Genomic DNA, 23,954 nt, shown 5'->3' with positions numbered 1-23,954 from the left:
TCGTCCGGCAACGGAATGTGCGACAAACGGCCGTGAACGACCTTCGACCCTTCAGACGAGACCCGCCGGCCCTTCTCGACGAGCGATCGCGCGAGATCTTCCGGCTCGTCGTCGAAAGCTACCTCGATTCCGGCGAGCCGGTGGGATCGCGCATGCTGTCGCGCCTCCTGTCCACCCAGCTCTCGCCGGCCTCGGTCCGCAACGTCATGTCGGACCTCGAAACGCTCGGCCTCATCTATTCGCCGCACGTCAGCGCCGGGCGCGTGCCGACGGAGCTGGGGCTGCGCTTCTTCGTCGACGCCTTCCTGGAGGTCGGCGACCTCGGCCATTCGGAGCGCGAGGCGATCGAGGAGAAGGTGCGGGTCGCCGGCGACGACCGGCCCTTCGAGAACCTTCTCACCGAGGCCTCGCAGCTCCTGTCCGGACTGTCGCGCGGGGCGGGGATCGTCGTCACCTCCAAATCCGACCTTCGGCTCAAGCACATCGAGTTCATCCGCCTGGAATCGACCAAGGCGCTCGCCGTCCTCGTCGGGGCGAACGACGAGGTCGAGAACCGCGTCATCGACCTGCCCGCCGGCGTCACCGCCTCGCAGCTCACGCAGGCCGCGAACTTCCTCAACGCCCACGGCACCGGCGCGACGCTGAGCGAGGCCAAGGCCAAGGTGCGCGCCCTCCACCAGGAAACCGCCGACGCGCTCGACGCGCTCTCGCGCGAGCTGGTGACGCAGGGGCTCGCGGTCTGGTCGGGCGCGGCCGCCGGCCAGCCGCCGCGGCTCATCGTGCGGGGACGCGCCAACCTCCTCGAAAACGTCACCGCCGCCGAGGACCTTGAGCGCCTGCGCCTCCTGTTCGACGACCTCGAGACCAAGAACGGCATCGTCGAGCTCCTCGACCTCGCCGAAACGGGCAACGGGGTGCGGATCTTCATCGGCTCGGAGAACAAGCTCTTCTCGCTGTCCGGCTCCTCGCTGGTCGTCGCTCCCTACGCCGCCGGCGGGTCGAGCGTCATCGGCGCCCTGGGCGTCATCGGTCCCACGCGGCTGAACTATCGGCGCATCGTGCCCATGGTGGATTATACGGCGCGCATCGTTTCTCGCATCCTGTCCAAGGGCGCCGCGGCCAGAAAGGCTTGATTTCGAGGGCGTCCCCCTCGATATCCGGCGCGATGCGAGACATCGAGGCGGGCCGCGGCGCGGGCCGGCCCGGCCGCGACGATGCGGTGGGGCTCGGGAGCGCAGGGCGACCGCCGTTCTGAAGGATCGAAGGGTTTCATGACGAGCGACACGAACGGGCGCGACGAGGATCTGGACACGGCGGCGGGCGCGGCCGCGAAGGATGCCGGCGCGGACACGGGCGCGGCGCCCTCGGGCTTCGCGGCGAACGCGCCGGACGAGGCCGCGGCGAGTGCGGGAGGCGATGCCGAGCGCATCGCGGCCCTGGAAGCCGAGAACGCCGACGTCAAGGACAGGCTGCTGCGGCTCGCCGCGGACATGGAGAACCTGCGCCGGCGCACCGAGCGCGAGATCAAGGACGCGCGCACCTACGCCGTGACCGGCTTCGCGCGCGAGATGCTGGCCGTCGCCGACAACCTGCGCCGCGCCATCGAGGCGGTGCCGGCCGAGGCCAAGGAGCACGGCGAGGGCGGGCTCAACGCCCTTCTCGACGGCGTCGAGATGACCGAGCGCAGCCTTCTCGCCTCCATGGAGAAGCACGGCGTGAAGAAGCTCGAGCCGGAAGGCCAGCGCTTCGACCCGAACTTCCACCAGGCCATGTTCGAGGTGCCGAACCCGAACGTGCCCAACAACACCGTGGTGCAGGTCGTCCAGGCCGGCTACGCGATCGGCGACCGCGTGCTGCGGCCCGCCATGGTCGGCGTCGCCAAGGGCGGTCCCAAGGCCACCGCGCCGACGGGCGAGCAGGGCGCCGGTGAGGCCGGCTGACGCGAGGCCGATCCTGCGGCATCGAAGCTGCTCCCTTCTCCCGCAGGCGGGAGAAGGTGCCGGCAGGCGGATGAGGGTGCTGCCGAAGGCACGCGACGCTGAGCGACGTTTTTTGCTGGCCGCTTGCGCGGCCGACACCCTCACCCGACGCTTCGCGCCACCCTCTCCCGCAAGCGGGCGAAGCGAGGTGCCTCTTCCTGTATGCTCGCGGATAGGATAGGGGGGTATCCTATGACGCACACCCACCAGGATCGCGACAAGCTTCTCGCCCGCGTTCGGCGCATCGCCGGGCAGGTGGCCGCCGTCGAGCGGAGCCTGGAGGCCGAGGCGCCCTGCGCCGAGACGCTGCACCTCGTGGCCGCGGTCCGCGGGGCGGTGGCCGGGCTCATGGAAGAGATCCTCGAGGAGCATCTCATCGAGCACGTCGCGCGCCCCGGCCTCACCGACGCCGAGCGCCGCGCTGGCGCGGACGAGATCGCCACCCTCATCAAACGCTACGGACGCTGACGCCCATGACCGACCACGCCTCGCTCCCGTCGCCCGAGCGCTTCGCCCACAGCCACGACTTCCTCGGCCGCGGGCACGACCGGAACGCGCGCCGCACGCTGCTCGTCGTCGCGCTCACCGCGGTGATGATGGTGGCCGAGATCGTGGCGGGCTACGCCACGGGATCGATGGCGCTCCTCGCCGACGGCTTCCACATGGGCACCCATGCCGGAGCGCTCGGCATCGCGGCCTTCGCCTACGCCTATGCGCGCCGCCATGCGGGCGACCCGCGCTATTCCTTCGGGACCGGCAAGGTCGGCGACCTCGCCGGCTTCGCGTCCGCCGTGATCCTCGGCCTCGTCGCGCTCGGCATCGGCATCGAGTCGGTGCAGCGCCTTCTCGATCCCGTCGGCGTCGCCTTCGACGAGGCGATCGTGGTCGCGGTGATCGGCCTCGCCGTGAACCTCGCGAGCGCCGTCCTGCTCGGCCACGGCCACGATCATGGCCGCGGGCATGGGCACGGCCACGCCCATCACCACCATGATCATGGACACGACCATGATCACCACCATCACGACCACGCTCGCGGCGGCGGCGACAACAACCTGCGGGCCGCCTACATGCATGTCCTTGCCGACGCGCTGACCTCCGTCTTCGCGATCGCCGCGCTTCTTGCCGGACGGTTCGCGGGATGGGTCTGGCTCGATCCGGTGATGGGTATCGTCGGCGCCCTGGTGATCATGCGCTGGTCGGTCGTGCTCCTGAAGGACACGGCGGGCGTCCTCCTCGACCGGACCGATCCCGCCCTCGTCGGCGAGATCCGCGAGAGCGTCGAGGCGCCGGGCGATGCGAGGGTGTGCGACCTCCACGTCTGGCGCGTCGGTCCGGAAGCGCACGCGGCGATCGTCAGCGTCGTCGCCGGACCCGGCCTCGATTGCGAGGCGGTGCGGGCGCGTCTGGCGCCCGTCCACGAGCTCGCCCACGTCACCGTGGAGTGCCGCGCCGCCGCCTGACGGCGCAGGGGCGGCCGCGCCTCAGAAGGCCGGCGGCTCGCGGCCGGCGGCGCGCGCGGCCGAGCGCAGCGTGTTCGCCATCAGGAGCGCCACCGTCATCAGCCCGACGCCGCCCGGCACCGGCGTGACGGCCCGCGCCACCGCCATCGCCTCGTCGAAGGCGACGTCGCCGACGAGCCGGCCCTTGCCTTTCTCGCTGCCGGGTTCCGGCGGCAGGCGGTTGATGCCGACGTCGATCACGACGGCACCCGGCTTGATCCAGTCGCCGCGGATCATCTCCGGTCGCCCGACCGCCGCGACGAGCACGTCGGCGCGCCGGCACACGGCGGGAAGGTCCTTCGTGCGCGAATGGGCGATCGTGACCGTCGCGTTGGCCGCGAGCAGGAGCTGCGCCATCGGCTTGCCGACGATGTTGGAGCGCCCGACCACCACCGCTTCCAGGCCCGACAGGTCGGACCCGAGGACGTCGCGCACCATGATCATCGCGCCGGCCGGCGTGCAGGGTACGAAGGCCTCGGCCGTCTGGCCGGCGGCGAGGCGCCCGACATTCACCGGATGGAAGCCGTCGACGTCCTTGTCCGGATCGATGGCGCGGATCACGGCCGCGTCGGAGATGTGGCGGGGCAGCGGCAGTTGGACGAGGATGCCGTGAACGGCCGGGTCGGCGTTGAGGCGCGCCACCAGCGCCAGGAGGTCGGCTTCGCTCGTCTCGGCGGAAAGAGCGTGGCGGAAGGAGCGGAAGCCGCATTCCTCGGCGCGCTTGGCCTTGGAGGCGACGTAGACCTGGCTCGCCGGATCCTCGCCGACGATCACCACCGCCAGGCCCGGCACGACGCCCGTCTCGGCCACGAGCCGCGCGGTTTCTTCGGCGACCCGCCCGAGAACCGCGGCCGCCGCCGCCTTGCCGTCGATCCTCACTGCCCCGGTCATGGGGTCTCCTTCGCGCTCGTCGCCGTCCTGGCGCCGTGAATTACAGGAAGACGGCGCGGGGAGCAGCAAAGATTTCGGCGGCTCCCGAACCCGTCTCGCTTGGCGCGCGGCCGTGCTGCCGTAGATGGCTGCGCAACCAGGCGATGGCAGCGCGCGGCCCGCGTCGCCGGACCGCGAGAGCGCCCGAGCCGCGAGAAACAAGGGATCCGTTCGTGGACGTCATCGTCATCCAGCCCATCGTCGCCCTGATCGCCGGCATCCTGATCCTGGTGATGCCGCGGCTCCTGAACATCGTCGTCGCCCTCTACCTCATCTTCGTCGGGCTGGTCGGGCTGTTTCCGAACCTCCTCCAGGCCTTGAACTGAGGGGCGGGCCATGGCGGACAGCGGGCGCAAGCGCATCCTCGTCCTGGGCGGCGGCTCGGGCGGCCTCGAACTCGTCTCGGCGCTGGCGCCCGGTGGCCGCTTCGACGTGACGCTGGTCGACCAGGTCAGCTCGCACCTGTGGAAGCCGCGCCTCCACGAATTCGCCGCCGGCACGGTGAATTCGAGCCTCGCCGAGATCAGCTTCTACGTCCTCGGCGACTTCCGTGGCTTCCGCTTCGAGCAAGGGCGGGTCGAATCGATCGACCGCGGCGCGCGGCGCGTGCGCGTCGCCCCGCCGGCGCCGCGTCCGGCCGGCCGTCAGGCGACACCGCGCGACCTCGACTTCGACGCCTGCGTGGTCGCCCTCGGCGGCGTGACCACCGATTTCGGCATTCCGGGCGTCGCCGAGCATGCCGTGCGGCTCGATTCGCGCCAGGATGCCGAGGCGTTTCGCGGGCGCTTCATCGCCGCCATGATCGGGGCGCGCACGACCGAGGTTCCCGCCGACATCGTCATCGTCGGCTCGGGCGCCACGGGCACCGAACTCGCCGCGCACCTGCGCCTCGCCGAGCGCGCCTTCTACGAGCCGCACGAGCGCCACAGGGCCGGCCGCCACCTGCGGATCACCATCCTTGAGGGTGCGGACGAGCTGATGCCGGGCTCGGCGCCCGAGCTCCGCCAGGCCGTCGCCGAGCGTCTGGCGAGCCTCGACATCGCCGTGCGGACGGGAGCGAGCGTGGCCGGCGTCGGCGAGCGCGACGTCACGACGAAGGACGGCACGGTTCACGCCGCCGACATCGTGGTCTGGGCCGGCGGGCTCGTCGGCCATCCCGTGCTCGAACACCTCGCCGACTTCGAGCTCGACAAGCGCGGGCGCATCCTCGTGGACGAGCGCCTGCGCTCCAGCGTCGATCCGCGCGTCTTCGTTCTCGGCGATGCGGCGAGCCTGACGCCCGAGGGCGCGAAGGCGCCGCTGCCGCCGACGGCCCAGTGCGCCAGCCAGCAGGCCGCCTATCTCGCGCAGAACCTGCCGGCGATGCTGGAGGCGCGCGAGGCGCCGCCCTTCCGCTTCAGCAACAAGGGCAGCCTCGTTTCGCTCGGCCGGGCCGGCTCGGTCGGGCTGATCGGCCGCCGCCGGCGCGACGACATCCTGGTCGACGGCCACTTCGCCGCCGCCGCCTACGATGCGCTCCAGCGCCAGCACCAGTGGGCGGTGCTCGGGCCGGTGCGCGGCTCCGTCGCCATCCTCGCCGACTGGCTGTCGCCGACAAAGGGACCCGCGCTGAAGCTGCACGGCTAAGAGCCTCGAACGGAACCTCGGGGCGCAGGGCTGGCGAGGTTTTTGCGTCGTGGCGAGGAGCCGAGCGGAGCCTGTGCAGGGCGTAGGCGAGCATCGGCGACGAAGCCGCGGCCGAAAGGACCCGTCGGGCCGACCCGAGGTTCCGTTCGAGACCCTAAGCTTGCCGCCGGGATTTGACCGCAAACGGGGGGCAGCGTATCCCGACCAAACGGGCGCGCAACGCCGCGACCGGCCCTTCCCACCGTTCCGGCCGCGCGCCGGAGCTGGCGCCCTGACGAGGACGGTAATGACGGCATCCTTCGATCGCTACGCGATCGTGGACTGGTCGTCGGCGGCGACGCCGACGACGGGCAAGGACTCGATCTGGATCTCCTTCGCCGCGCGCGACGACGGCGAGGCGCGGATCGTCGAGACGATCAATCCGCCGACGCGCTCGGCCGCCATGGCGGAGCTGCGCCGGTTCCTGCGCGAGGCGGTCGCCGAGAACAAGCGCGTCTTCTGCGGCTTCGACTTCCCCTTCGGCTATCCCGCCGGCACGGCCCAGCGCATCGCCGGAACGCCCGACTGGAGCGCGCTCTGGGGCGTGATCCACGAGCGGATCATCGATCGCGACGACAACTTCAACAACCGCTTCGAGGTCGCCGGACGGATGAACCGCGAGGAACTGGCCGACGCGCCGATGTTCTGGGCGCGTCCGACCTCGCAGGTCATTCCCGGCCTTCAGCCGACGAAGCCGGTGCCTTATCCCACGCTGCTCGACGAGTTCCGGGTCTGCGAGAAGCGCGCCCAGCCGGCCCAGCCGGTCTGGAAGCTGACCTATGCCGGCAGCGTCGGCGGCCAGACGCTGACCGGAATGGCGCGCCTCGAAGGCCTGCGGCGCGACGAGGAGTTCGCCGAGCACCTCGCCGTCTGGCCCTTCGAGACGGACTTCTCGGAAAAGCTCGAGGACAAGCCGATCGTCCTCGCCGAAATCTATCCCTCGATGTTCCGCATCGAGCGGGGCGAGAAGTCCTGCCTCGACGAGGCGCAGGTCGAGACGCTGGCGCTCCACTTCGCCCGGCTCGACGCCAAGGGCGGCTTCTCGACGCTGCTCTCGGTGCCCAACGACCGGATGAGCGAGCGCGAGGCACACGCGGTCATGCGCGAGGAGGGCTGGATCGTCGGGCTCGGCCATCCGCTCGGCCTCGGCCAGCCGGCCCAGATGGGCGGCGGGGCGGAGGCGGGGGCGTCCGGCCTGTCCATCGGCCCGGCCATGCCGTCCTATCTCAAGGACATGGCGGCGATCGAGGCCGAAACCCGGCGCCTCGCGCTCGCCGAGGCCGACCTGTCGCAACTGCCCGAATCGGCGCGCGACTTCGCGCTGCGGCTCGTCGAGGCGGGCGCGGCGCCCGAGATCCTCGCCGACCTCGTTTTGTCCGACGGGGCGCTCGCGGCCGGCCGCGCGGCGCTCGACCGGGGCGCCTCGATCCTCTGCGACACCGAGATGGTGGCGCACGGCATCGCCTCGCGCGACCTGCCGCACGCCAACCGCATCGTGTGCCGCCTCGCCGATCCGCGCGTCGCCCGCATCGCCGAGCGCGAGGCGACGACGCGCTTCGCCGCGCAGGTCGACCTGTGGAACGACCAGCTGGAGGGCGCGATCGTCGCGATCGGCGAGGCTCCGACCGCGCTGTTCCGTCTCCTGGAGCGCCTCGACGGCGGGGCGCCGCGTCCTGCGCTCATCCTCGCCTTCCCCTTCGGCTTCGTGGGAGCGGCGGAGGCCAAGGCGGAGCTCGCGCGCGACAGCCGCGGCGTGCCCTTCGCGGCCCTTCGGGGCCGGCGCGGCGGGCCGAGCTTCGCCGCGGCCGCGGTGAACGCCCTGGCCCGCGACGAGGACGGCGCCGCGCCGGACGTGTCCGCGGCGACGGACGAAGGCTGAAGGCCGAGGAGCGGTGCACCCCATGTCCAATGCAGCCTCGCCGTTCGACGATTTCCGCGCGCTCCTCGCCCGCATGCCGGGACCCGATGCCGGCGCGATCCGCGCCCGCCACGTCCGGATGCACGCGGCGCCCGCCGACGCGACCGCCGGCCTCGGGCGCCTCGGCGACCTCGCCGGCTGGGTCGCGGCCTGGCAGGGGCGGCCAGCGGCCGTGCGCCGGCCGCTTCTGGCCGTCTTCGCCGGCACGCACGGCGCGGCGGATGGGAAGGCTCAGGCGCGCACCGCCGCCCGCGTCGAGGCCATCGCCAGCGGCGCTGCGGCGCTGAGCGGCATCTGCGCGAGCGTCGATCTCGGCCTCAAGGTCTTCGATCTCGCCCTCGACGTGCCCACGGGCAACATCGCGCGGGAGGCTGCGCTCGACGCGAGGGGCTGCGCGGCGACCATGGCCTTCGGCATGGAAGCGCTGATCGGCGAGCCGGATCTCCTGTGCCTGGGCGCGCTCGGCATCGGCGGCGAAGCGTCCGCGGCGGCGATCGCGGCGGCCCTGTTCGGCCGCCCGCCGCGCGACTGGGTGGGAGATGCCGCCGTCGCGGGGATCGTGGAAGCGGCGCTCGCATGCCACGCCGGCGCGCTGGCCGACCCGTTCGAGCTCCTGTCGCGGCTCGGCGGGCGCGAAACCGCGGCGATCGCCGGGGCGATCCTCGCCGCGCGCGCCGCGCGCGTGCCGGTGATCATCGACGGCATGGCCGCGACGGCCGCCGCAGCGATTCTCCAGGCGGCCGATCCGGCCGCGCTCGACCACTGCCTCTTCGCCCACGTCTCTGCCGAGCCGGGCCATCGCCGGCTCCTGGAGGCGATGAACAAGGTGCCGCTTCTCGCGCTCGGCCTCGGCTCCGGCGAAGGGGAGGGGGCGGCACTCGCCGCCGGCGTCGTGAAGTCGGCCATCGCGGCCGAGGACGCGGCGACCACCACGGTCGCCTGATCCCGATCCGATTCGGAGCGCGCGTCGCGTGAACCCGGCTTCACGCGACGCACTCGAGCCAGTTGATTCTGCCGCAGGGGCCGACGGCGAAGCGGATCCGCTTCGCCGGGACATGCTTCAGCTGCTCGCCGCGTCCGTGCGGGCCGAGCGGGCCACCGCCGGCACGGGCTTGGCACGCGTCGCCTCCCCGGCCGTCGCGGCGGCTCGGCGGGAGCGCAGGGTGTCCTTCGAGGCGACGCGCCACCAGTCGAGATAGACCGCGACGCCCCACATGATGCCGACGCCGACCGCGAGGATCAGCGTATCGAAGACGAACGAGTCCGGCCGCCCGTGGCGCAGAACCTGCCCGCACAGGGACAGCATGGTCCCGATGGCGAAGATCGGCAGGCTGTGACGGCCGAGCACGGCCATCGGGTTGCTCTGCGCCGGGCTGAGTGCCGGCACGCGGCTCATTACGCTGGCCGCCACGTAGATCAGCGCCAGGACGTGAAGAAGGCGCGGCAGCGTGACGGCGCTCTTGTCGAAGTTGTTGAAGAGGTAGGGCAGCGGCGTCGTGTGCCAGACGTCCCAGGCCTCCATCTTCACCGTCACGAAGGCGGCGAGAAGATACAGGCAGGCGGCCGAGAAGAGCAGCGGCGAAACCGCCACGGCGCGACCCTTCTCCAGCACGCGGAAGCCGCAGAACAGGCCGATCGCGAAGACGAACTGCCAGGCGAAGGGATTGAAGAACCAGCCGCCCTCGAAGGGATAGGCGGGCAGGTTGATGCCGAAGGTGCGCGAGGCCATCCAGAGGAGCGCCGCGCAGGCGAGCATGACGCGCCGGCCGAAAAGCGCCGTCAGCGCCAGGTGCGCCGGCATCAGCGCCAGGAGCACGGCGTACATCGGCAGGATGTTGACGTAGCCGAACTGGTGGCCGAGCGTCGCCACGCCCACCAGCGTTTCCATCGGCTTGCTCAGGAAGATCCAGAAGGCATTGCCCTGAAGGAAGGCGCCCTGCCCGAAAGCCATGGCCGCCCAGCAGAAGAGCCCGAGCGCCAGGATCGACAGGGTGTAGTGGACGAGAAGAAGGACCCCGGAGCGGCGCAGGGCGCGGATCGCGGTGGCGAGCCTGAGGCCGCCGAGAAAGGGCCGGCCGTAGGCGAAGGCGGAGGCGAAGCCGGCCAGGAAGACGAAGATCTCGGCCGCGTCCGAGAAGCCGAAGCGTGCGCTGGTGACGCTTTCCCAGGCGATTCCCGGGATGTGGTTGACGAAGATCATCACCAGCGCGACGCCGCGCCAGAAGTCGACGCGGTGGTCGCGACCGGGCGAGGCGGCGGCGATGATCGCGCTGTCGCGCCGGATCGGCGCCGAAGGAAAGGGCATCATGGGCATGCAACCGGCTTGTCGGGCCCGCAGGCGGGCAGTCGAAGACCGAAGGCCCCGACGATGTGCCGGATATCTACGTTTGCCCGCCTGAACCGCCCATGAATGCGGGGAGCGGGGGCCGCGCCCTTACTCCGCAGCGATCGGCCGGGCATCGTCGGGCAGCGGATCTTCGGCCCGCGGAGCCGGCTCCAGCCGCTGGCGCCAGGCGGCGGCGTCGCGGATGACCGGCTCGGGATCGAGCTCGAAGGGCGTGGCGAAGAGGCCGGTGCGCTCCACACTCTCGCCGAGCGCCCGGTCGCCCGTCCAGGAGATGAGCACCGGCGCGAGCAGGAGCGGCAGGGCGATCGGCAGAACCCAGAGAACGAGGTCGGGCGCGTAGGTCCAGGCTGCCCAGAGCAGGAATCCGCCGGCGATCACCATCCACCAGCTGGCGGCGAAGGCGGCGCGCACGGGCAGGCGTCCGTCCTCGCGGTCCGTCGAGGGCCAGCCGGAATCGGCGCCGACGAGGATCTCGGCGACGGCCTTGGACTGGAACATCATCATGACCGGCGCGAGGACGCTGGTCAGAACGAGCTCGGCCGTCGCGCCCGCCAGAACCGCGAACCAGCCGCCGAAAGCCCGCCCCTTGGCCGAGAAGGCACGGGAAAAGGCGATCAGGGTCTTGGGCAGGAGAAGGAGGACGAAGATGCCGACGAGGAGAAGGAGCGCCTTGCCGGTTTCGGGATGGGGGAAGACGGGAAAGAGCGAATCGGCCGGGAAGTAGTTCGGCGCCGGCGCCAGCACGGGATCGAGGAGGCTGACGACGAGGAAGAGCAGCCAGATCGGCGAGGCGACATAGGCCATGATGCCGGTGAAGAGCGAGATCCGGCTCCAGGTGCGAAGGCCCGGCGCGGCCAGCAGTCCGCCGTGCTGGAGGTTGCCCTGGCACCAGCGCCGGTCGCGCTTGGCATATTCGATGAGGGTCGAGGGCGCTTCCTCGTAGGAGCCTTCGAGGTCGGGATCGACGCGCACCGTGTAGCCGGCGCGGGCGAGAAGCGCCGCCTCGATCGAATCGTGGCTGAGGATCTCGCCGCCGAAGGGCGCCTTGCCCGGCAGCTTGGGCAGGCCGCAGGCCGCGGCGAAGGCGCGGGTGCGGATGATGGCGTTGTGGCCCCAGAACGGCCCCTCGCGCCCCTGAAGGGCGGCGATGCCGCGCGAGAAGACCGGCGAGAACAGGGCGGCCGAGAACTGCAGCGCGCGGCCGAAGATCGTGTGGCGGCCGATGATGAGGGGCTGGGTCTGGAGGAGGCCGAGCTCGGGGTCCGCTTCCATGCGGGCCGCCATCTCCAGCATGGTCTCGGGCCGCATCAGCGAATCGGCGTCGAGGATCAGCATGTACTCGTAGGCGCCGCCCGAGCGGGTGACGAAGTCGGCGATGTTGCCGGCCTTGCGCCCGGTGTTCTTCTCGCGGTGCCGGTAGTAGAGGCGCCCGGAGGCGCCGAGCGCCTCGGCGACGCGCTGCGCCGCGCGCTTCTCGGCGACGACGCAGTCCGGCTTCGTCGAGTCGGACAGGACGTGCATATCGAAGCGATGCGAGGGGTCGATCTCCATCAGCCCGCGCAGCATGGCGGCGACGCGCGCGAAGACGGCGGTGGCGTCCTCGTTGTAGACGGGCACCAGCACGGCCGTTCGGCTCGACCCGCGCCAGGGCACGGCCGCCGAGCGGGGCGGCGTGCCCCGCCGGGACAGGATGCCGGCGACCGCGGTGTTGAAGCCCCAGGCAAGCCAGATGCAGCATACCAAGAGGAGCGCGACCATCGCCCAATGGATCGGCGAGGTACCGTTGGCCGTGATGACCACGCCGAACAGACTGGCCGCCGCGAAGGCGAGAAGGAAGGCGCTGCCGATGAACACGGCGCGCTTGAGGGTGATGGACCGCACGCGAACGCTCCACGAAGACGGGCCTCGCAAGGCCCCAGATACATCGACGGCCCGGCCGAGAACGGCCGGGCCTGCTCGCGACGTTCAGGAAGATAGAAGACGGCGAACGGTTATCAAACCTCGCCGCGCCGCGCCCATGCGAAGGGCACGATGCGGGGGAGGAAGCTGCGCGCTTCGCGCAGAAGCGGCTGCTGGTGCATGGAGAGCGGCGCCACCGGGGGCGGCAGAACCAGACCGTCGACGATCTCGCGCGCGTCCGGGTCTCCGGACATCGCAGCGGACAGGACGGTCTGGGGGTCGAGGTCCGAACGGCCGGTCATCGCGTTGCGCTCGGCAATCGACTGAAGCACGGCGTCGTCGGACAGATCCGGTCGGTTGACCATGATGCCGGGGGTCATGTCTTGGCGATCCTTTGGGAGAGGAAGCGTTCTAATGGCCGATTGGGGATGAATGCGGGATGAATGCGGATGCGTTCCGGTCGAGACCTATTGCTCTTCCGTCCACTGGTAGAGCCAGGTCTCCGTCTGAATGCGCTGCAACATGGAAAGTTTCCCGCTAATTTCAACGGGACCCGAATCTGTTCTTTCCAGCTCCACCGTCAGGCGCCATCCGCCGTCCGGCAGACGGTCGACGTTGGTGAAGTGGAGACGGGCATTGTCGCTGAGGCTGACGACCGGATCCGGCCGGGCGTCGTTGGGCAGGTTCGCCAGCGTGCCGCCGGCGAAGTTCACCGCGAAGCGCCGGGTGTTGACCGGGTCGCTCGACCCGCTGTTGCCCCCCAAGCCCGCATAGGTGCCGGTGACGTAGGCGAGGCCGTCCGTTTCCTGCGAGTGCATGCCCCAGGACATGCGGTAGCGGAACTCGTAGGTGCTGCCCGGCTGCGGCGCGTTCTCCGGCACCCAGAAGGCGGCGATGTTGTCGTTGGTCTCGAGGTCGGTCGGGATCTCGACGAGGAGCACGGAGCCCTTGCCCCACTCGCCAACCGGCTCGATCATCAGCGAAGGCCGCAGGTCGTAGCGCGACTCGAGATCCTCGTAGTGCGAGAAGTCGCGGTCGCGCTGCAGGAGACCGAAGGCGCGCGGGCTCGTTTCGCCGATCACGGAGAGCGAGAGCTGCTTGGGGTTCTTCAGCGGGCGCCAGAAGCGCTCGCCGTTCGACCGCTCGATCACCAGGCCGTCGCTGTCGTGGACCTCCGGGCGGAAGTCGTCGCGGTCCGGCGGATCGTTCTCGCCGAAATGGAACATCGAGGTCAGCGGCGCGACGCCCAGGCGCTCCACGGCGTTGCGGAAGTAGAGCCGGCAGGTCACGTCCATGACCGTCTGCGGGCCCGGCTCGATCCGGAAGGCGTAGGCGCCGGTCAGGCTCGGCGAATCGAGCTCGGCCATGATCGAGACGTGCTTGTCGCCGGGCTTGGGCGTCGTGACGTAGAAGGCGGTGAAGGAGGGGAACTCCTCGGGCGTGCCCGTCGCCGTGTTGATCGCGATGCCGCGGGCCGACAGGCCGTAGCGCGACCCCATGCCGAGCGCCCGGAAGTAGCTGGCGCCCAGGAAGGTGACGAGCTCGTCGAAGTAGTCCGGCCGCTCCAGGGGCGAATGGATGCGGAAGCCCGCGATGCCCGGCAGCGGGATGTTCTGGAAGCGCGCGGGATCGAGCGGCGGGTCGTAGGAGAAGTCGGCCGGACCGAAGTTCGCCGGCTGGAAGGTCGTGCCGTCGCCGACGAACAGGTGCACGGCGGTGCGGAACAGGAAGCCGGGATAAAAGGCGTGGAGCTGGAAGTTGACCGGCTGCTCGCGCCACAGCGCGTGATCCGGGCGGAAGCGGATCGAGCGCAACTCGTCATAGGTGAGGTCCAGCAGTTCCTGCGGCACTTCCTGCGGCGTCTGGTAGGGCGCCTTGGCGCGCTCGGCCATCCGGGCCGACAGCGCCTCGAAGTCGAAGGGCTGCGGCGGCGCGGGCGCCGCCTCGGGCGCCGGAGCCGGCGGTGGGGCAGGGGGCGCCGCGGGCGGCTCCTGCGCGACGGACAGGCCGCCCATGAAGGGCAGCATCGAGGCGCCGAGCGCAGCCTTCAGGGCGAGGCGCCGGGTAACGAAGCGGAATTCGATCACGGGAGGAAAGTCTTTGCGTGGCGATGCGTCTGCGGTGTGAGCATATGCGAAAAGAAGCCCCTTCGCCAGCCGCGGAACGGCGTTGCGGACGAGCGCCATGGCCGCGTGACCTGGCACCAAGGCCCTATCCGTCCAATCTTTCCGCCGAAATCAAGGCGGCAGCGCGAGCCTTGTCGCACTGCCGCATGGTTGTACAGTTAAAACTCGGTAAACCGGCCCTCGCCGGGGACCGTCAGCGCAGGCGCCGTAACTTCACGGCGAGAACCTCGTCGGTCTGGCGCAGGGTGCGCACCACCGAGCCGATCTCGGAGTTCTCGAGGGCCGCGCAGAGCTCGCCGTCGAGCCGCTCCCAGACGCTCCTCACCCGGGCGCGGACCGCTTCTCCGTCCGGCGTGATTCGCACCATGGTGCGCCGCGCATCTGAATCGTTCGAGCTGCGCTGCACGAGATCCTTCTCGATCAAGCGGTCCAGCATCTTGGATACGGTGGAGGGGCGCACGGACAGCTGGTCGGCCAGGAGCGACACGCTGATCGGCTCGCCCGGCACGAGGCGCATCAGGAGCTGGTCCTGACCCGGATGAAGGTCGATCTCGCTCAAAAGCAGGGCGAGAAAGGCGCGGGTCGATTTCGATATGGACAAAAGCAGCGGCACAAGCTGAGCACGCCCTTCTTGTTCCACGGGAAGGGCCGAAGCAGTCGACATGCCGATCACGCTCGCAAGATGACAACCATCCGCGCTTTATGGGAGATCCGAAGGCACCCGACATTATAGCGTTATAGTTTGGCACCCAATTTTTTCAGGGTTCCTTACTTTTTGGCGCGGAACGGACCGATTCGCCGGACAACGGGCTTCGAAACGGGTGTAAGAGCCCGGTGCGGGACCAGTCGGCGGGCCGAGCGGGACCCCGCGCGACGCTCTCGTTTCGGGGTTGCGAGGAGGGATGCGATGGCGGCGGATGTCAGGGTGATCTGCGCGATCGGGCGCAGCGGACAGCTCGGCCTGAACGGGCACCTACCCTGGGAGGGCAATCCCGGGCGGCCCTTCGTGGAGGACGTCGAGCGCTTCTTCGAGATCTCGCGCGGCCACGTCCTCGTCGCCGGGCCGACGACGATCGGGGCCGTGCCGGACTTCGCGCGCGAGACCCGCACCCTCGTCACCATCCGCTCGCACGAGGATCCGCGCGAGGTCCTGTCGCGCTTTCCCGACCGCGTCGTCTTCATCGGCGGCGGTCCGAAGGTGTGGGACGTCTATGCCCCCTTCGTGCGCCACTGGGACGTGAACGTCCTGCCCTATGACGGGGAAGCCGACCGCTGGTTCGATCCGGCCTGGCTCCTGGCCGGCGGCGCGGCGCGGCGCGGCTGATCGTCCGTCAGTCGGCGAGAGCGGCGCCCAGCGCGCGCGGATCCATCCCGCACTCCGCGGCGATCGCGGCGCAGACGCCGTCCGCGAGGCGGCGGAGGACCGGCGAGGCTTCGTGCGGCGCCTCGTCCAGCCGGGCGGGCGAGACGAGGCGCAGGCTGTTGGTGGCGAGAAGCGGCGCGCCGACGGCCTCCTCCAGGAGGAGCGGCCGCTCCTCGGCGGCAAGGCCCAGCCGGCCGGCATTGTCGAGGATCCAGCCGCGCAGGGTGCCGGGCAGGACGCCGTCCGCCAGCGGCGGGGTCAGAAGGACGCCCCGCCGCACCACGAAGAGGTTGGCCAGCGCCGTCGAGGCAAGGCGCCCGGCCGCGTTGAGGAACAGCGCCTCGTCGGCACCCGCGCGGCGCGCCGCGTGGTTGGCGAGAACGGCGTCGAGATAGGCGAGCGACTTCACGCGGCTCGTCGGCGACGTTTCGTTGCGGCGGATGTCGGAGAGCGCGAGGCGGAGCGGCGCGAACATCGCGGCGGGCGCGAGGGGCGCCGCCGAGCCGAGAAGGGTCGGGCGCGGCTCGGGCGGGAAGCCGAGGCCGCGCGGACCCGGCCCGCGCGTCACCGTCAGCCGGATCGAGCCGGTGCCGCAGCGCGCGGCAAGGGCGTCGTGCGCGCGCACGAGGGTTTCGCGCGGCACGGCGATCGAGAGCGCGGCGAGAGCATCGGCGAGGCGGTCGAGGTGGCGCTCGCGAAAGGCCGCGCGGCCGTCGATGACCAGCGCCGTGTCGAAGACCCCGTCGGCGAGAAGCAGCCCCCGGTCGGACGGGTCGATCGCGGCGTCCTCGAAGCGATCATTCCGCCAAACGACGCTGCCGCTCATGCCAAGCCTCCGAAAGGTCAAGGAAGTTGCGCAGCATCCGGTCGCCCTCCGGCGTCAGCACGGATTCGGGGTGGAACTGGATGCCGTAGGTCGGGTGCTCGCGATGACTGAGGCCCATGATCTCGCCGTCCTCCGACCAGGCGTCCGCGGCGAGGTGGCGCTCCATCTCCGGCGTCGGGCGCACGATCAGCGAGTGATAGCGGCCGCAGGCGGCGGGGGTGGGGAGGCCCGCGAACAGCCCGGCGCCCTCGTGCGAAACGTCCGAGGCGCGCCCGTGCATCGGCCGCCCGGCGCGCTCGACGCGGCCCCCGAAGGCTTCGCCGATCACCTGATGGCCGAGGCAGACGCCGAGGATCGGAAGGCGCCCCGACAGGGTGCGGACGGCCTCCAGCGAGATGCCGGCCTGGGCCGGCGCGCAGGGGCCCGGCGAGATCACCAGCGCTTCGGGCGCGAGGTCGGCGATGGCCGCCAGATCCAGCGCGTCGTTGCGCCGGACCACCACCTCGGCGCCGGCCCGCGCGAGGTAGCGCGCGACGTTGAAGACGAAGGAATCATAGTTGTCGACGACGAGGATCATGGGGAACCGGCGGACGGGCGCGCTCCGAAAGCGGACAGGATGCGGCCGGCCTTGGCCAGCGTCTCGCGATATTCCGCCGCACCCTCCGACAGGACCGTGATGCCGCCGCCGGCCTGGAAGCGGGCGGTGCTCTCGCTCATCGAGACGGTGCGGATCGCGATGTTGAGATCCATCGCCCCGTCGAAGCCGATATAGCCGATCGAGCCGCAATACGGGCCGCGGGCGGTGGTCTCGATCTCGGTGATGATGTCCATGGCCCGGATCTTCGGCGCGCCCGTGATCGAGCCGCCGGGAAAGGTCGCGGCGAGAAGGTCGAGGGCGTCGCGGCCCGGCGCGAGCCGCCCCGTCACGACGGAGGTGAGGTGGTGGACCGAGGCGTAGCTTTCCAGGCCACACAGAACCGGCACCGCGACCGAGTCGGGGTCGCAGACCCGCGACAGGTCGTTGCGCATGAGGTCGACGATCATGACGTTCTCGGCCCGGTCCTTCTCGGACGCGAGAAGCGCCTCGGCCGCTCGGGCGTCGGCCGCCGGGTCGGCGAGGTCGCGGGCCGCCGTGCCCTTGATCGGGCGCGTCTCGACGCTCCCGTCGGTCATGAGCTTCAGGAAGCGCTCGGGGCTGGAGGAGGAGACGGCGAGCGGTCCCGTTTCCAGAAAGGCCGCGAAAGGGGCGGGGTTCGCCGCCCGCAGCGCGAGATGGAAGGCGAAGGGGTCGAAGCCGTCCGGAAGCGCCGCTTCGAAGGTCTGGGCGATGTTGGCCTGGTAGATGTCGCCGGACAGGATGTAGTCGCGCACCCGCTCCACCGCCGCGGCGAAGCGCTCGGGCGTGAAGTTGGAGGTGACGGGAACGCTTCCCGGCGCCGGCGCGAAGGGGCGGGGCCGCGGCGGGGCCGGCCCGGTCAGCGCCGCCTCGAAGCGGGCGAGCCGGGCGTTCGCGCGGGCGCGGCGGGCGTCATCTTCCATTTCGGGGAAGCCGGACGCGAAGAGCCAGGCGCGCTTGTCGATCACGTCGAGCGCGACAACGGTGTCGTAGAGGCCGAGCCGCAGCGAGGGCTGCACCGCGTCGATGTCGGCCGGTGCGTCGAGCCGTTCCAGGTGGTGGGCGAACTCGTAGGCGACGTGGCCGAGCGCGCCGCCCCGGAAGGGCGGAAGGTCGGGCCGCGGCGCCAGGCGGAAGCGCGACAGGGCGGCGCGGATCGCCTCGATCGGGGGACCCGCCACGCGACGCCCGTCGACGAGCGCGCCGATCCGGTCGACCGCGAGGCGCGAAAACGGGTCGGCGGCGACGAAGGCGTGGCGTGCGAGCGTCGGATGGGGCATGGCGCTGTCGAGGAGCGCGAGGTCGCCGAAGGGACGCAGGCGCGCCGCCGCCTCGGCCGGATCGAGAAAGGCGATCTCGCGGATCAGCATGGGGGTCGTCGCCTCGACTGCACGTCTCCTCCCGCATGCCCGGTTTGGGCCTCCGCGTCAAAACCTCTTCGAGCCAGCCGCGCCAGATGCTTGACCACCCGGCCGACGGGGCGGGACGCGGCCCTTCACGCATCCTTTCGTCGCGCGTCATTGCACCGCCGCAGGATAGGATTAAGTCGGTGCCCGGCGCGGGCTCGGTCGAGCGATCCGACCCGCTTCAACAGACGAGCAGCCAGCCTCGCCCGACGAGGCCAGAACGATCGCCCGCCGACTTGCCGGCCCCGGCCGACAACAAGCGGAGCGGGCGAATGAGGAACGAGCAGACATGTCCCGCAGCCAGGCCGTCAAGGCCGCTCCCTCGCGCGCCCTCGTCGAGCGCTACGCAACGGTGCGCGCCCGGAGCCTCTTCCTCGCCGAGCCCCTGACCGACGCCGACGCGACGGTCCAGACCGGCCCCGACGCATGCCCCGCCAAGTGGCACCTCGCCATGCCCACCGCCTTCTTCGAGACGGTGGTTCTCAAGGCGCACCTGCCGAACTACCGTCCCTTCGACGAGCGGCTCCTGGCGCTGTTCGATCCCTTTCCCGAAAGCGCCGGCCCGCGGCTCGTGCGCGCCGTGCCGGGCCTGATCACGCGCCCCTCGCTCGACCGGGTGCGCGAGTGGCGCGCGCATGTCGACGCGGCCATGTCGACGCTGCTCGGCGAGGGGGCAGTCGGCCCGGACGTCGAGGCGGCGGTGGAGCTCGGCTGCAACCGCGAGGAGCGCCAGGGCGAGCTCCTCCTCGTCGACATCCTGCATCTCTTCTCGTGCAATCCCCTGAAGCCGAACTATCGCGAGGCCGAGCCGCGGCGCATGGAGAGCGCCAGCGTCGACATCCCGCTCTGGATCGGCTTTCCCGGCGGCATCGCCGAGATCGGCCGCGCGCCCGAGGACGGCGGCTTCGCCTTCGACGCCGAGCGCCCGCGCCACCAGGTGCTGCTGCGCCCCTTCGAGCTGGCCGACCGGCCGGTCACCAACGGCGAATGGATGGAGTTCATCGAGGACGGCGGCTACCGCTCGCCGCTGCTCTGGCTCGCCGACGGCTGGGAGCAGATCCTGTCCGAGAAGTGGTCGCACCCGCTCTATTGGGAGCGCCGCGACGGCATCTGGTGGACGATGACGCTGCGCGGCATGCAGCCGGTCGACATGAGCGCGCCGGTCGCGCATCTCAGCTATTTCGAGGCGGACGCCTATGCCCGCTGGGCCGGCCGCCGCCTGCCCACCGAAGCGGAGTGGGAACGGGCGGCCGAGGACGTGCCGGTGACGGGCAATCTCTACGAGCGCCAGGCGCTGCGCCCGCGCCGTGCCGACGGCTCCCAGCCGGGCTTGAAGCAGGTGTTCGGCGACGTCTGGGAATGGACCGCCTCCGCCTTCGCGCCCTATCCCGGCTTCAAGCCGTCAGCCGGGGCGCGGGCGGGATCGGACGCCCGCTTCGCCAACAACCGCTACGTCCTGAAGGGCGGCTCGTGCCTGACGCCGGCCAGTCACATCCGCGCGAGCTACCGGATGGCGCAGCAGCCGCACCGGCGCACGGCGATGGCGGGGCTGCGGCTGGCGCGCGACGCTTAGTCAACAGGAGGATCGCGGCGGGAACCCAATTGCGCCGCGATCCGTTCCGCTTGGGAGATCGGAGGGCGCCGTCCCACGCCGCGGTGCCCGGAAGAAGCGAGTCCCTCCATGCGCGCCATCGGCCCCCTCGTTCTGTCGGGCCTCGTTCTTGCCGGCTGTGTCGGCGACGGAACCACGCCTTATCCCAACCTCAACCCGATCGAGGGCGCGCGCGTTTCGGCGAACCCGTTCCCGCGCGGCAGTGCCGCCTTCTGCGCCCAGTACGGCCGCCAGACCGCCGCCAACCGCTACGAACAGCTCGTCAGCCGCAGCGAGAACGGGCTCGGCTACCGGCTCATCCTGGAGCAGCAGGCGCGCCGTGCCGGCGCGGATGCGGAAGCCCGCTGCCGCCAGCGCCAGGGGCGCCGCGGCTGACGCGCGGATCCCGGCCGGCAGGGCGCCCTCAGGAGGCGACGCGTTCCGACAGGAGGTAGAGGTCCGAGACCTGCCAGCGCGACATGCCCCAGCGCTCGAAGTGGAGCCCGTCGATCTCGCGCCGGGTCAGTTCCACGACGCCCATATGGCGCGGGTCGTGCCGGATCGTCTCGAACAAGGCTTCCACGCGGTCGCGCGGTCCTTCCAGGATCTGGACGCAGCGTCGGTCCTCGAAGGCGATGCAGCCGGTGATGCCAGCCTGTTCGTTGTTGCGCTTGGCCTGGGCGAGAAGAGCGGCGCGAGCGCCGGCGGACGCATCGAGGAGTTCGCTGGCGTAGCAGATGTGAAGAAAGGGCACGTCCTGTCCGTTGCACGTCGATCGGGCGGCGCGAAAGCCGTTAGATAGGCAATCGATCGGCGATGCCAAGCGGCGGGCCAGACGCCGCCGTCGGTTCAGCGGCTCTCGCCCGCTTCCCCGTGCGCGCCGTGCTCGTGCTCGGCACCCGCGCTGCCGGCTCCGGCATTGGGCGCTTCCACGGCGAGCTCGACCTCGACGCGTGCGCCCGACGCGAAGTCCAGCGTCATCGGCACGCGCGTTCCCTGCGCGAGCGGGGCCTTCAGCCCGACGAGCATGAGGTGCAGGCCGCCGGGCCGCACCGATACCGTTTCGCCGGGCGGCAGCTCGATGCCGGCCTTGATCGGCGTCATGCGCATCACGTCGCCCTGCATCGTCATCGAGTGGAACTCCACCCGCTCGGCGGCCGGCGTCGAGGCCGCGACGAGCCGGTCGGCGGTCGTCCCGTCGTTGCGGAGCGCCATATAGGCTCCTCCCACCGCGGCGCCGGGCAGCGTCGCCCGGGCAAAGGGATGATCGATGGCGATCGAGCCGGCGCGATAATCGTGCGCGGCGGCGAGCGCCGGACACAAGCAGAGAGCGAGGACGAGGCTGCGGAGTGACGGGCGCACGGGAGGTCTCCGACGGAACGGTGCAGGGCGCGCCGGCGGCTCCGAGATGCCGGTCGGCGGGTGTTGCCGGCCCCTCATGTCAGAGGAGCGCGTTCCTGTCATCGGCGAGGCGGCGCGCCGGGCGGCTTCCCCGCGGCTCCTGGCGTGCAGACAGGAAGCGAAATGGCGCCTTGCCGCCTTGGGCGACAGGCGTTTAACCCCGAAGGCGGGCCAAGCCGGAACCAGAATCAGATGATGCTTCGAGACGATCTGTCCTTACCACTGAAGGTCAGCGCGGACTCCGCGGAGCACGTGCTGATCCGCAAGCTGGACAGCATCTTCGACCTCGACGAGGAGGACCGACAGGCCCTGCTCGACCTGCCGGTGACGCTTCGCGACGTCGCGGCGGGCCAGGACATCGTCACCGAAGGCGACGAGCCGAGTCAATGCTGCATCGTCCTCGAAGGCCTGACCAACTGGTACAAGATGATCCCGGACGGCCGGCGCCAGATCGTCGCCTTCCACCTGCCCGGCGACATCCCGGATCTCCAGAGCCTGTATCTCGGCGTTCTGGACTGCAGCCTCGCCGCCAACACGCCCTGCCGCCTCGCCACCGTCCGGCACGAGGACCTGAAGGCCATATGCCGGGCGCGGCCGCGCATCGCCGCGGCGCTCTGGCGCTCCTCGCTGATCGACGGGGCGATCTTCCGCGAGTGGATCCTCGGCATGGGCCGGCGCTCGGCGCGCGAGAACGCTGCCCATCTCCTGTGCGAGATGCTGGTGCGGCTCGACGCGGCGGGTCTCGCCGTCGACCACCAGTTCGCCCTGCCGCTCACCCAGATCGAGATGGCCGACGCGCTCGGCCTGACGCCCGTCTCGGTGAACCGCGCGCTGCAGGACCTCAGGGCCGAGCGGCTCGTGGCGATCAGCCGCCGCTCGGTGCGGATCCTCGACTGGGCCGGGCTGAAGCGCGTCTGCCACTTCGACCCGGCCTATCTCCATTGCCGCAGCGCCCTGGCGAACGCCGACTGAGGCTTCTCAAAGAAGGCCGCGTTTGGCGAGGTTTCGCATGAGGTCGGCGGCGCCCATGGCGCCTCCTTCGACGGCGTCGGTGGGGGCGGTGCGGTTGACGAGGGCGCCGAGCTTGTCGGTCGCGATCGAGACGACGTCGCCCGCCTTGTGGGTGAAGCCGCGGCCCGGCTCGTCGCGGTCCTCGACGGGAGCGAACATGGTGCCGAGATAAAGCACGAGCCCGTCGGGATAGCGGTGGTGGGCGTTGATCGCCTGGCCGACGAGGTCGGCCGGGTCGCGGCTGATCTCGCGCATGGAGGAGCGGCCCGTCAGCGCGTAGCCCTCCTCGCCCTCGACGGTCAGGCTCAGCTCCAGGGCGCGCACGTCCTCGAGCGTGAAGTTGTCGTCGAAGAGCCGCAGGAACGGCCCGACGGCCGCCGCGCCGTTGTTGTCCTTGGCCTTGCCCAGAAGCAGCGCCGAGCGGCCCTCCACGTCGCGAAGGTTGACGTCGTTGCCGAGGCTCGCCCCGACGATGCGCCCGCTCGAGGCGGCGGCCAGCACCACCTCGGGCTCGGGATTGTTCCAGGTGGAGGCGGGATGAACGCCGATCTCCGCGCCCGAGCCGACGGTGGAGAGCGGCTGGCCCTTGGTGAAGATCTCCGCGTCCGGCCCGATGCCCACTTCCAGATACTGGCTCCAGGCGCCCGCCTCGATGAGGGCGGCCTTGAGGCGGGCGGCCTCGGCGCTGCCGGGCTTGAGCGCCCGGATGTCGGAGCCCACGAGGTCGAGGATGGTCTGGCGCACGCCCGCCGCCGCGCCCGCATCGCCCCGGATGCGCTCCTCGATGACGCGCTCCAGCATGGACACGACGAAGGTGACGCCCGCCGCCTTCACCGCCTGGAGGTCGATGGGCGAGAGGAGGTGCGGGCGCGCGGCGTTCCGGTTCCGCGGGTCGGCGTTGAGAGCCAAGTCGGCGACGCTGCCGAGGTCCTCGCCGGCGGGTGCGGCGCGAAGGGCGCTCGCGGGATCGTCGGTCTCGCACAGGTCGCGGACGGTGGGGAAGGCGGCGGTGAGGTCGAGGGCGCGGCCGTTCTGGATGCGCACGACGGCGGGGCCGGCGACGTCGGGGCGGAAGACGCGCCCGACCAGCGCCGCGCCGCTCGCGCCTGCCGCCTCGGCCAGAGCCAGCGTCGCCCGGTGATGCTCGTGTGTGATCATGCCCGTCCTCCAAGACGTCGAATGCCTGCCGCGCCTCCCGCGCTTCGGCCGGCTTATAGCCGCGCGGTGCGCGGCGCCGACAGGGGAATTCCCGCAGGCAGGCTCGCATTCTCCGGCGACCCGAGGTCTTTTCCAAACATCGTTCCGTTTTCGTTCTTGACGATATTCCTCGTTCGTTCTATTGATTCGGTTACGCGCAGCACTTCGGCGGGACGAGCG

Annotated in this window: 24 protein-coding genes; 12 read left to right on the top strand and 12 right to left on the bottom strand. The window is 71.0% G+C overall.

Annotated elements, in window-relative coordinates; all coding sequences use genetic code 11:
- Window positions 1–32: 32 nt before the first annotated feature.
- The 4 genes from hrcA to dmeF all read left to right on the top strand — a co-directional run bounded on the left by hrcA (window position 33) and on the right by dmeF (window position 3,439).
- Complete coding sequence (hrcA, locus tag FZN60_RS18015) at window positions 33–1,133, top strand: heat-inducible transcriptional repressor HrcA (RefSeq protein ID WP_246726930.1); 1,101 nt, start codon at window positions 33–35, stop codon at window positions 1,131–1,133.
- A gap of 138 nt (window positions 1,134–1,271) precedes the next feature.
- Complete coding sequence (gene grpE, locus FZN60_RS18010) at window positions 1,272–1,940, top strand: nucleotide exchange factor GrpE (RefSeq protein WP_158874880.1); 669 nt, start codon at window positions 1,272–1,274, stop codon at window positions 1,938–1,940.
- Between the two features lie 231 nt (window positions 1,941–2,171).
- Window positions 2,172–2,447, top strand: a complete 276-nt coding sequence (locus FZN60_RS18005; protein WP_158874879.1) for a metal/formaldehyde-sensitive transcriptional repressor — start codon at window positions 2,172–2,174, stop codon at window positions 2,445–2,447.
- A gap of 5 nt (window positions 2,448–2,452) precedes the next feature.
- Window positions 2,453–3,439: a CDF family Co(II)/Ni(II) efflux transporter DmeF gene (gene dmeF, locus FZN60_RS18000; protein ID WP_158874878.1), complete on the top strand. Its 987-nt coding sequence runs from the start codon at window positions 2,453–2,455 to the stop codon at window positions 3,437–3,439.
- A 21-nt stretch (window positions 3,440–3,460) separates the two neighbouring features.
- On the opposite strand, the gene folD is transcribed toward dmeF, so the two are convergent.
- Window positions 3,461–4,369 (bottom strand): bifunctional methylenetetrahydrofolate dehydrogenase/methenyltetrahydrofolate cyclohydrolase FolD, encoded by a 909-nt coding sequence (folD, locus tag FZN60_RS17995; RefSeq protein WP_158874877.1) that lies wholly within the window; start codon window positions 4,367–4,369, stop codon window positions 3,461–3,463.
- A 212-nt stretch (window positions 4,370–4,581) separates the two neighbouring features.
- Here folD and FZN60_RS17990 point away from each other — a divergent pair, with 212 nt between their 5' ends.
- The 4 genes from FZN60_RS17990 to FZN60_RS17975 all read left to right on the top strand — a co-directional run bounded on the left by FZN60_RS17990 (window position 4,582) and on the right by FZN60_RS17975 (window position 8,934).
- On the top strand, window positions 4,582–4,734 hold the full coding sequence (locus FZN60_RS17990) for a DUF3096 domain-containing protein (RefSeq protein ID WP_246726929.1): 153 nt from the start codon (window positions 4,582–4,584) through the stop codon (window positions 4,732–4,734).
- A gap of 10 nt (window positions 4,735–4,744) precedes the next feature.
- Entirely contained in the window at window positions 4,745–6,034 is a 1,290-nt protein-coding gene (locus tag FZN60_RS17985; protein WP_158874875.1) for an NAD(P)/FAD-dependent oxidoreductase, read from the top strand.
- Between the two features lie 1,252 nt (window positions 6,035–7,286).
- Window positions 7,287–7,952, top strand: coding sequence for a precorrin-8X methylmutase (locus tag FZN60_RS17980; RefSeq protein ID WP_199266594.1), 666 nt, complete (start codon window positions 7,287–7,289; stop codon window positions 7,950–7,952).
- A 22-nt stretch (window positions 7,953–7,974) separates the two neighbouring features.
- Window positions 7,975–8,934, top strand: coding sequence for a nicotinate-nucleotide--dimethylbenzimidazole phosphoribosyltransferase (locus FZN60_RS17975; protein ID WP_158874874.1), 960 nt, complete (start codon window positions 7,975–7,977; stop codon window positions 8,932–8,934).
- A gap of 117 nt (window positions 8,935–9,051) precedes the next feature.
- Here the strand turns inward: FZN60_RS17975 and FZN60_RS17970 are convergent, their stop codons facing one another.
- The 5 genes from FZN60_RS17970 to FZN60_RS17950 form a co-directional block, all read right to left on the bottom strand.
- Window positions 9,052–10,305 (bottom strand): OpgC family protein, encoded by a 1,254-nt coding sequence (locus tag FZN60_RS17970; protein WP_246726928.1) that lies wholly within the window; start codon window positions 10,303–10,305, stop codon window positions 9,052–9,054.
- A 120-nt stretch (window positions 10,306–10,425) separates the two neighbouring features.
- Window positions 10,426–12,219 (bottom strand): glucans biosynthesis glucosyltransferase MdoH, encoded by a 1,794-nt coding sequence (gene mdoH, locus FZN60_RS17965; RefSeq protein ID WP_246726927.1) that lies wholly within the window; start codon window positions 12,217–12,219, stop codon window positions 10,426–10,428.
- A 113-nt stretch (window positions 12,220–12,332) separates the two neighbouring features.
- Window positions 12,333–12,617: a hypothetical protein gene (locus FZN60_RS17960; RefSeq protein ID WP_158874873.1), complete on the bottom strand. Its 285-nt coding sequence runs from the start codon at window positions 12,615–12,617 to the stop codon at window positions 12,333–12,335.
- Window positions 12,618–12,704: 87 nt separating this feature from the next.
- Entirely contained in the window at window positions 12,705–14,324 is a 1,620-nt protein-coding gene (locus FZN60_RS17955; RefSeq protein ID WP_246726923.1) for an OpgD/OpgG family glucan biosynthesis protein, read from the bottom strand.
- Between the two features lie 232 nt (window positions 14,325–14,556).
- A complete protein-coding gene (locus tag FZN60_RS17950) occupies window positions 14,557–15,027 on the bottom strand; it encodes a MarR family winged helix-turn-helix transcriptional regulator (protein WP_246726922.1) in 471 nt (156 codons plus the stop codon).
- Window positions 15,028–15,270: 243 nt separating this feature from the next.
- Here FZN60_RS17950 and FZN60_RS17945 point away from each other — a divergent pair, with 243 nt between their 5' ends.
- A complete protein-coding gene (locus FZN60_RS17945; RefSeq protein ID WP_158874872.1) occupies window positions 15,271–15,687 on the top strand; it encodes a diacylglycerol kinase in 417 nt (138 codons plus the stop codon).
- Window positions 15,688–15,694: 7 nt separating this feature from the next.
- Here FZN60_RS17945 and FZN60_RS17940 read toward each other — a convergent pair whose 3' ends face one another.
- The 3 genes from FZN60_RS17940 to FZN60_RS17930 are packed head-to-tail and all read right to left on the bottom strand — an operon-like array spanning window position 15,695 to window position 18,538.
- A complete protein-coding gene (locus FZN60_RS17940) occupies window positions 15,695–16,552 on the bottom strand; it encodes an aminotransferase class IV (RefSeq protein WP_158874871.1) in 858 nt (285 codons plus the stop codon).
- Window positions 16,524–17,129: an anthranilate synthase component II gene (locus FZN60_RS17935; RefSeq protein ID WP_158874870.1), complete on the bottom strand. Its 606-nt coding sequence runs from the start codon at window positions 17,127–17,129 to the stop codon at window positions 16,524–16,526. The genes FZN60_RS17940 and FZN60_RS17935 overlap by 29 nt, the downstream gene beginning before the upstream one ends.
- Window positions 17,126–18,538: an anthranilate synthase component I family protein gene (locus FZN60_RS17930; RefSeq protein WP_158874869.1), complete on the bottom strand. Its 1,413-nt coding sequence runs from the start codon at window positions 18,536–18,538 to the stop codon at window positions 17,126–17,128. Before FZN60_RS17930 ends, FZN60_RS17935 begins: the two co-directional genes overlap by 4 nt.
- 325 nt (window positions 18,539–18,863) lie before the next feature.
- Here FZN60_RS17930 and egtB point away from each other — a divergent pair, with 325 nt between their 5' ends.
- On the top strand, window positions 18,864–20,147 hold the full coding sequence (gene egtB / locus FZN60_RS17925) for an ergothioneine biosynthesis protein EgtB (RefSeq protein ID WP_158874868.1): 1,284 nt from the start codon (window positions 18,864–18,866) through the stop codon (window positions 20,145–20,147).
- A gap of 108 nt (window positions 20,148–20,255) precedes the next feature.
- The gene (locus FZN60_RS17920) at window positions 20,256–20,561 is read left to right on the top strand and encodes a hypothetical protein (RefSeq protein ID WP_158874867.1); all 306 of its coding nucleotides are present in this window, start codon (window positions 20,256–20,258) and stop codon (window positions 20,559–20,561) included.
- A 28-nt stretch (window positions 20,562–20,589) separates the two neighbouring features.
- Here FZN60_RS17920 and FZN60_RS17915 read toward each other — a convergent pair whose 3' ends face one another.
- Together FZN60_RS17915 and FZN60_RS17910 are read right to left on the bottom strand one after the other, a co-directional pair.
- Window positions 20,590–20,919, bottom strand: a complete 330-nt coding sequence (locus FZN60_RS17915) for a BLUF domain-containing protein (protein ID WP_158874866.1) — start codon at window positions 20,917–20,919, stop codon at window positions 20,590–20,592.
- A gap of 95 nt (window positions 20,920–21,014) precedes the next feature.
- On the bottom strand, window positions 21,015–21,527 hold the full coding sequence (locus FZN60_RS17910; protein ID WP_246726920.1) for a copper chaperone PCu(A)C: 513 nt from the start codon (window positions 21,525–21,527) through the stop codon (window positions 21,015–21,017).
- Between the two features lie 291 nt (window positions 21,528–21,818).
- Here FZN60_RS17910 and FZN60_RS17905 point away from each other — a divergent pair, with 291 nt between their 5' ends.
- Window positions 21,819–22,538 (top strand): Crp/Fnr family transcriptional regulator, encoded by a 720-nt coding sequence (locus FZN60_RS17905; RefSeq protein WP_246726919.1) that lies wholly within the window; start codon window positions 21,819–21,821, stop codon window positions 22,536–22,538.
- A 6-nt stretch (window positions 22,539–22,544) separates the two neighbouring features.
- On the opposite strand, the gene FZN60_RS17900 is transcribed toward FZN60_RS17905, so the two are convergent.
- On the bottom strand, window positions 22,545–23,735 hold the full coding sequence (locus FZN60_RS17900) for a fumarylacetoacetate hydrolase family protein (protein ID WP_158874864.1): 1,191 nt from the start codon (window positions 23,733–23,735) through the stop codon (window positions 22,545–22,547).
- Window positions 23,736–23,954 lie beyond the last annotated feature (219 nt).

Origin of the sequence: Antarcticirhabdus aurantiaca (assembly GCF_009765365.1) — a bacterium.
GTDB lineage: Bacteria > Pseudomonadota > Alphaproteobacteria > Rhizobiales > Rhizobiaceae > Antarcticirhabdus > Antarcticirhabdus aurantiaca.
The sequence above is the reverse complement of the archived record's forward strand: the minus strand, read 5'-3'. Positions and strand labels throughout refer to the sequence as shown.

What these genes read in the sequence shown, in the direction of transcription:
- grpE (WP_158874880.1), top strand. Translation starts at nt 1,272, where the DNA reads ATGACGAGCGACACGAACGGGCGCGACGAGGATCTGGACACGGCGGCG.
- FZN60_RS18005 (WP_158874879.1), top strand. Translation starts at nt 2,172, where the DNA reads ATGACGCACACCCACCAGGATCGCGACAAGCTTCTCGCCCGCGTTCGG.
- dmeF (WP_158874878.1), top strand. Translation starts at nt 2,453, where the DNA reads ATGACCGACCACGCCTCGCTCCCGTCGCCCGAGCGCTTCGCCCACAGC.
- folD (WP_158874877.1), bottom strand. Translation starts at nt 4,369, where the DNA reads ATGACCGGGGCAGTGAGGATCGACGGCAAGGCGGCGGCGGCCGCGGTT.
- FZN60_RS17985 (WP_158874875.1), top strand. Translation starts at nt 4,745, where the DNA reads ATGGCGGACAGCGGGCGCAAGCGCATCCTCGTCCTGGGCGGCGGCTCG.
- FZN60_RS17980 (WP_199266594.1), top strand. Translation starts at nt 7,287, where the DNA reads ATGCCGTCCTATCTCAAGGACATGGCGGCGATCGAGGCCGAAACCCGG.
- FZN60_RS17975 (WP_158874874.1), top strand. Translation starts at nt 7,975, where the DNA reads ATGTCCAATGCAGCCTCGCCGTTCGACGATTTCCGCGCGCTCCTCGCC.
- FZN60_RS17970 (WP_246726928.1), bottom strand. Translation starts at nt 10,305, where the DNA reads ATGCCCATGATGCCCTTTCCTTCGGCGCCGATCCGGCGCGACAGCGCG.
- FZN60_RS17960 (WP_158874873.1), bottom strand. Translation starts at nt 12,617, where the DNA reads ATGACCCCCGGCATCATGGTCAACCGACCGGATCTGTCCGACGACGCC.
- FZN60_RS17950 (WP_246726922.1), bottom strand. Translation starts at nt 15,027, where the DNA reads ATGTCGACTGCTTCGGCCCTTCCCGTGGAACAAGAAGGGCGTGCTCAG.
- FZN60_RS17945 (WP_158874872.1), top strand. Translation starts at nt 15,271, where the DNA reads ATGGCGGCGGATGTCAGGGTGATCTGCGCGATCGGGCGCAGCGGACAG.
- FZN60_RS17940 (WP_158874871.1), bottom strand. Translation starts at nt 16,552, where the DNA reads ATGAGCGGCAGCGTCGTTTGGCGGAATGATCGCTTCGAGGACGCCGCG.
- FZN60_RS17935 (WP_158874870.1), bottom strand. Translation starts at nt 17,129, where the DNA reads ATGATCCTCGTCGTCGACAACTATGATTCCTTCGTCTTCAACGTCGCG.
- FZN60_RS17930 (WP_158874869.1), bottom strand. Translation starts at nt 18,538, where the DNA reads ATGCTGATCCGCGAGATCGCCTTTCTCGATCCGGCCGAGGCGGCGGCG.
- egtB (WP_158874868.1), top strand. Translation starts at nt 18,864, where the DNA reads ATGTCCCGCAGCCAGGCCGTCAAGGCCGCTCCCTCGCGCGCCCTCGTC.
- FZN60_RS17920 (WP_158874867.1), top strand. Translation starts at nt 20,256, where the DNA reads ATGCGCGCCATCGGCCCCCTCGTTCTGTCGGGCCTCGTTCTTGCCGGC.
- FZN60_RS17900 (WP_158874864.1), bottom strand. Translation starts at nt 23,735, where the DNA reads ATGATCACACACGAGCATCACCGGGCGACGCTGGCTCTGGCCGAGGCG.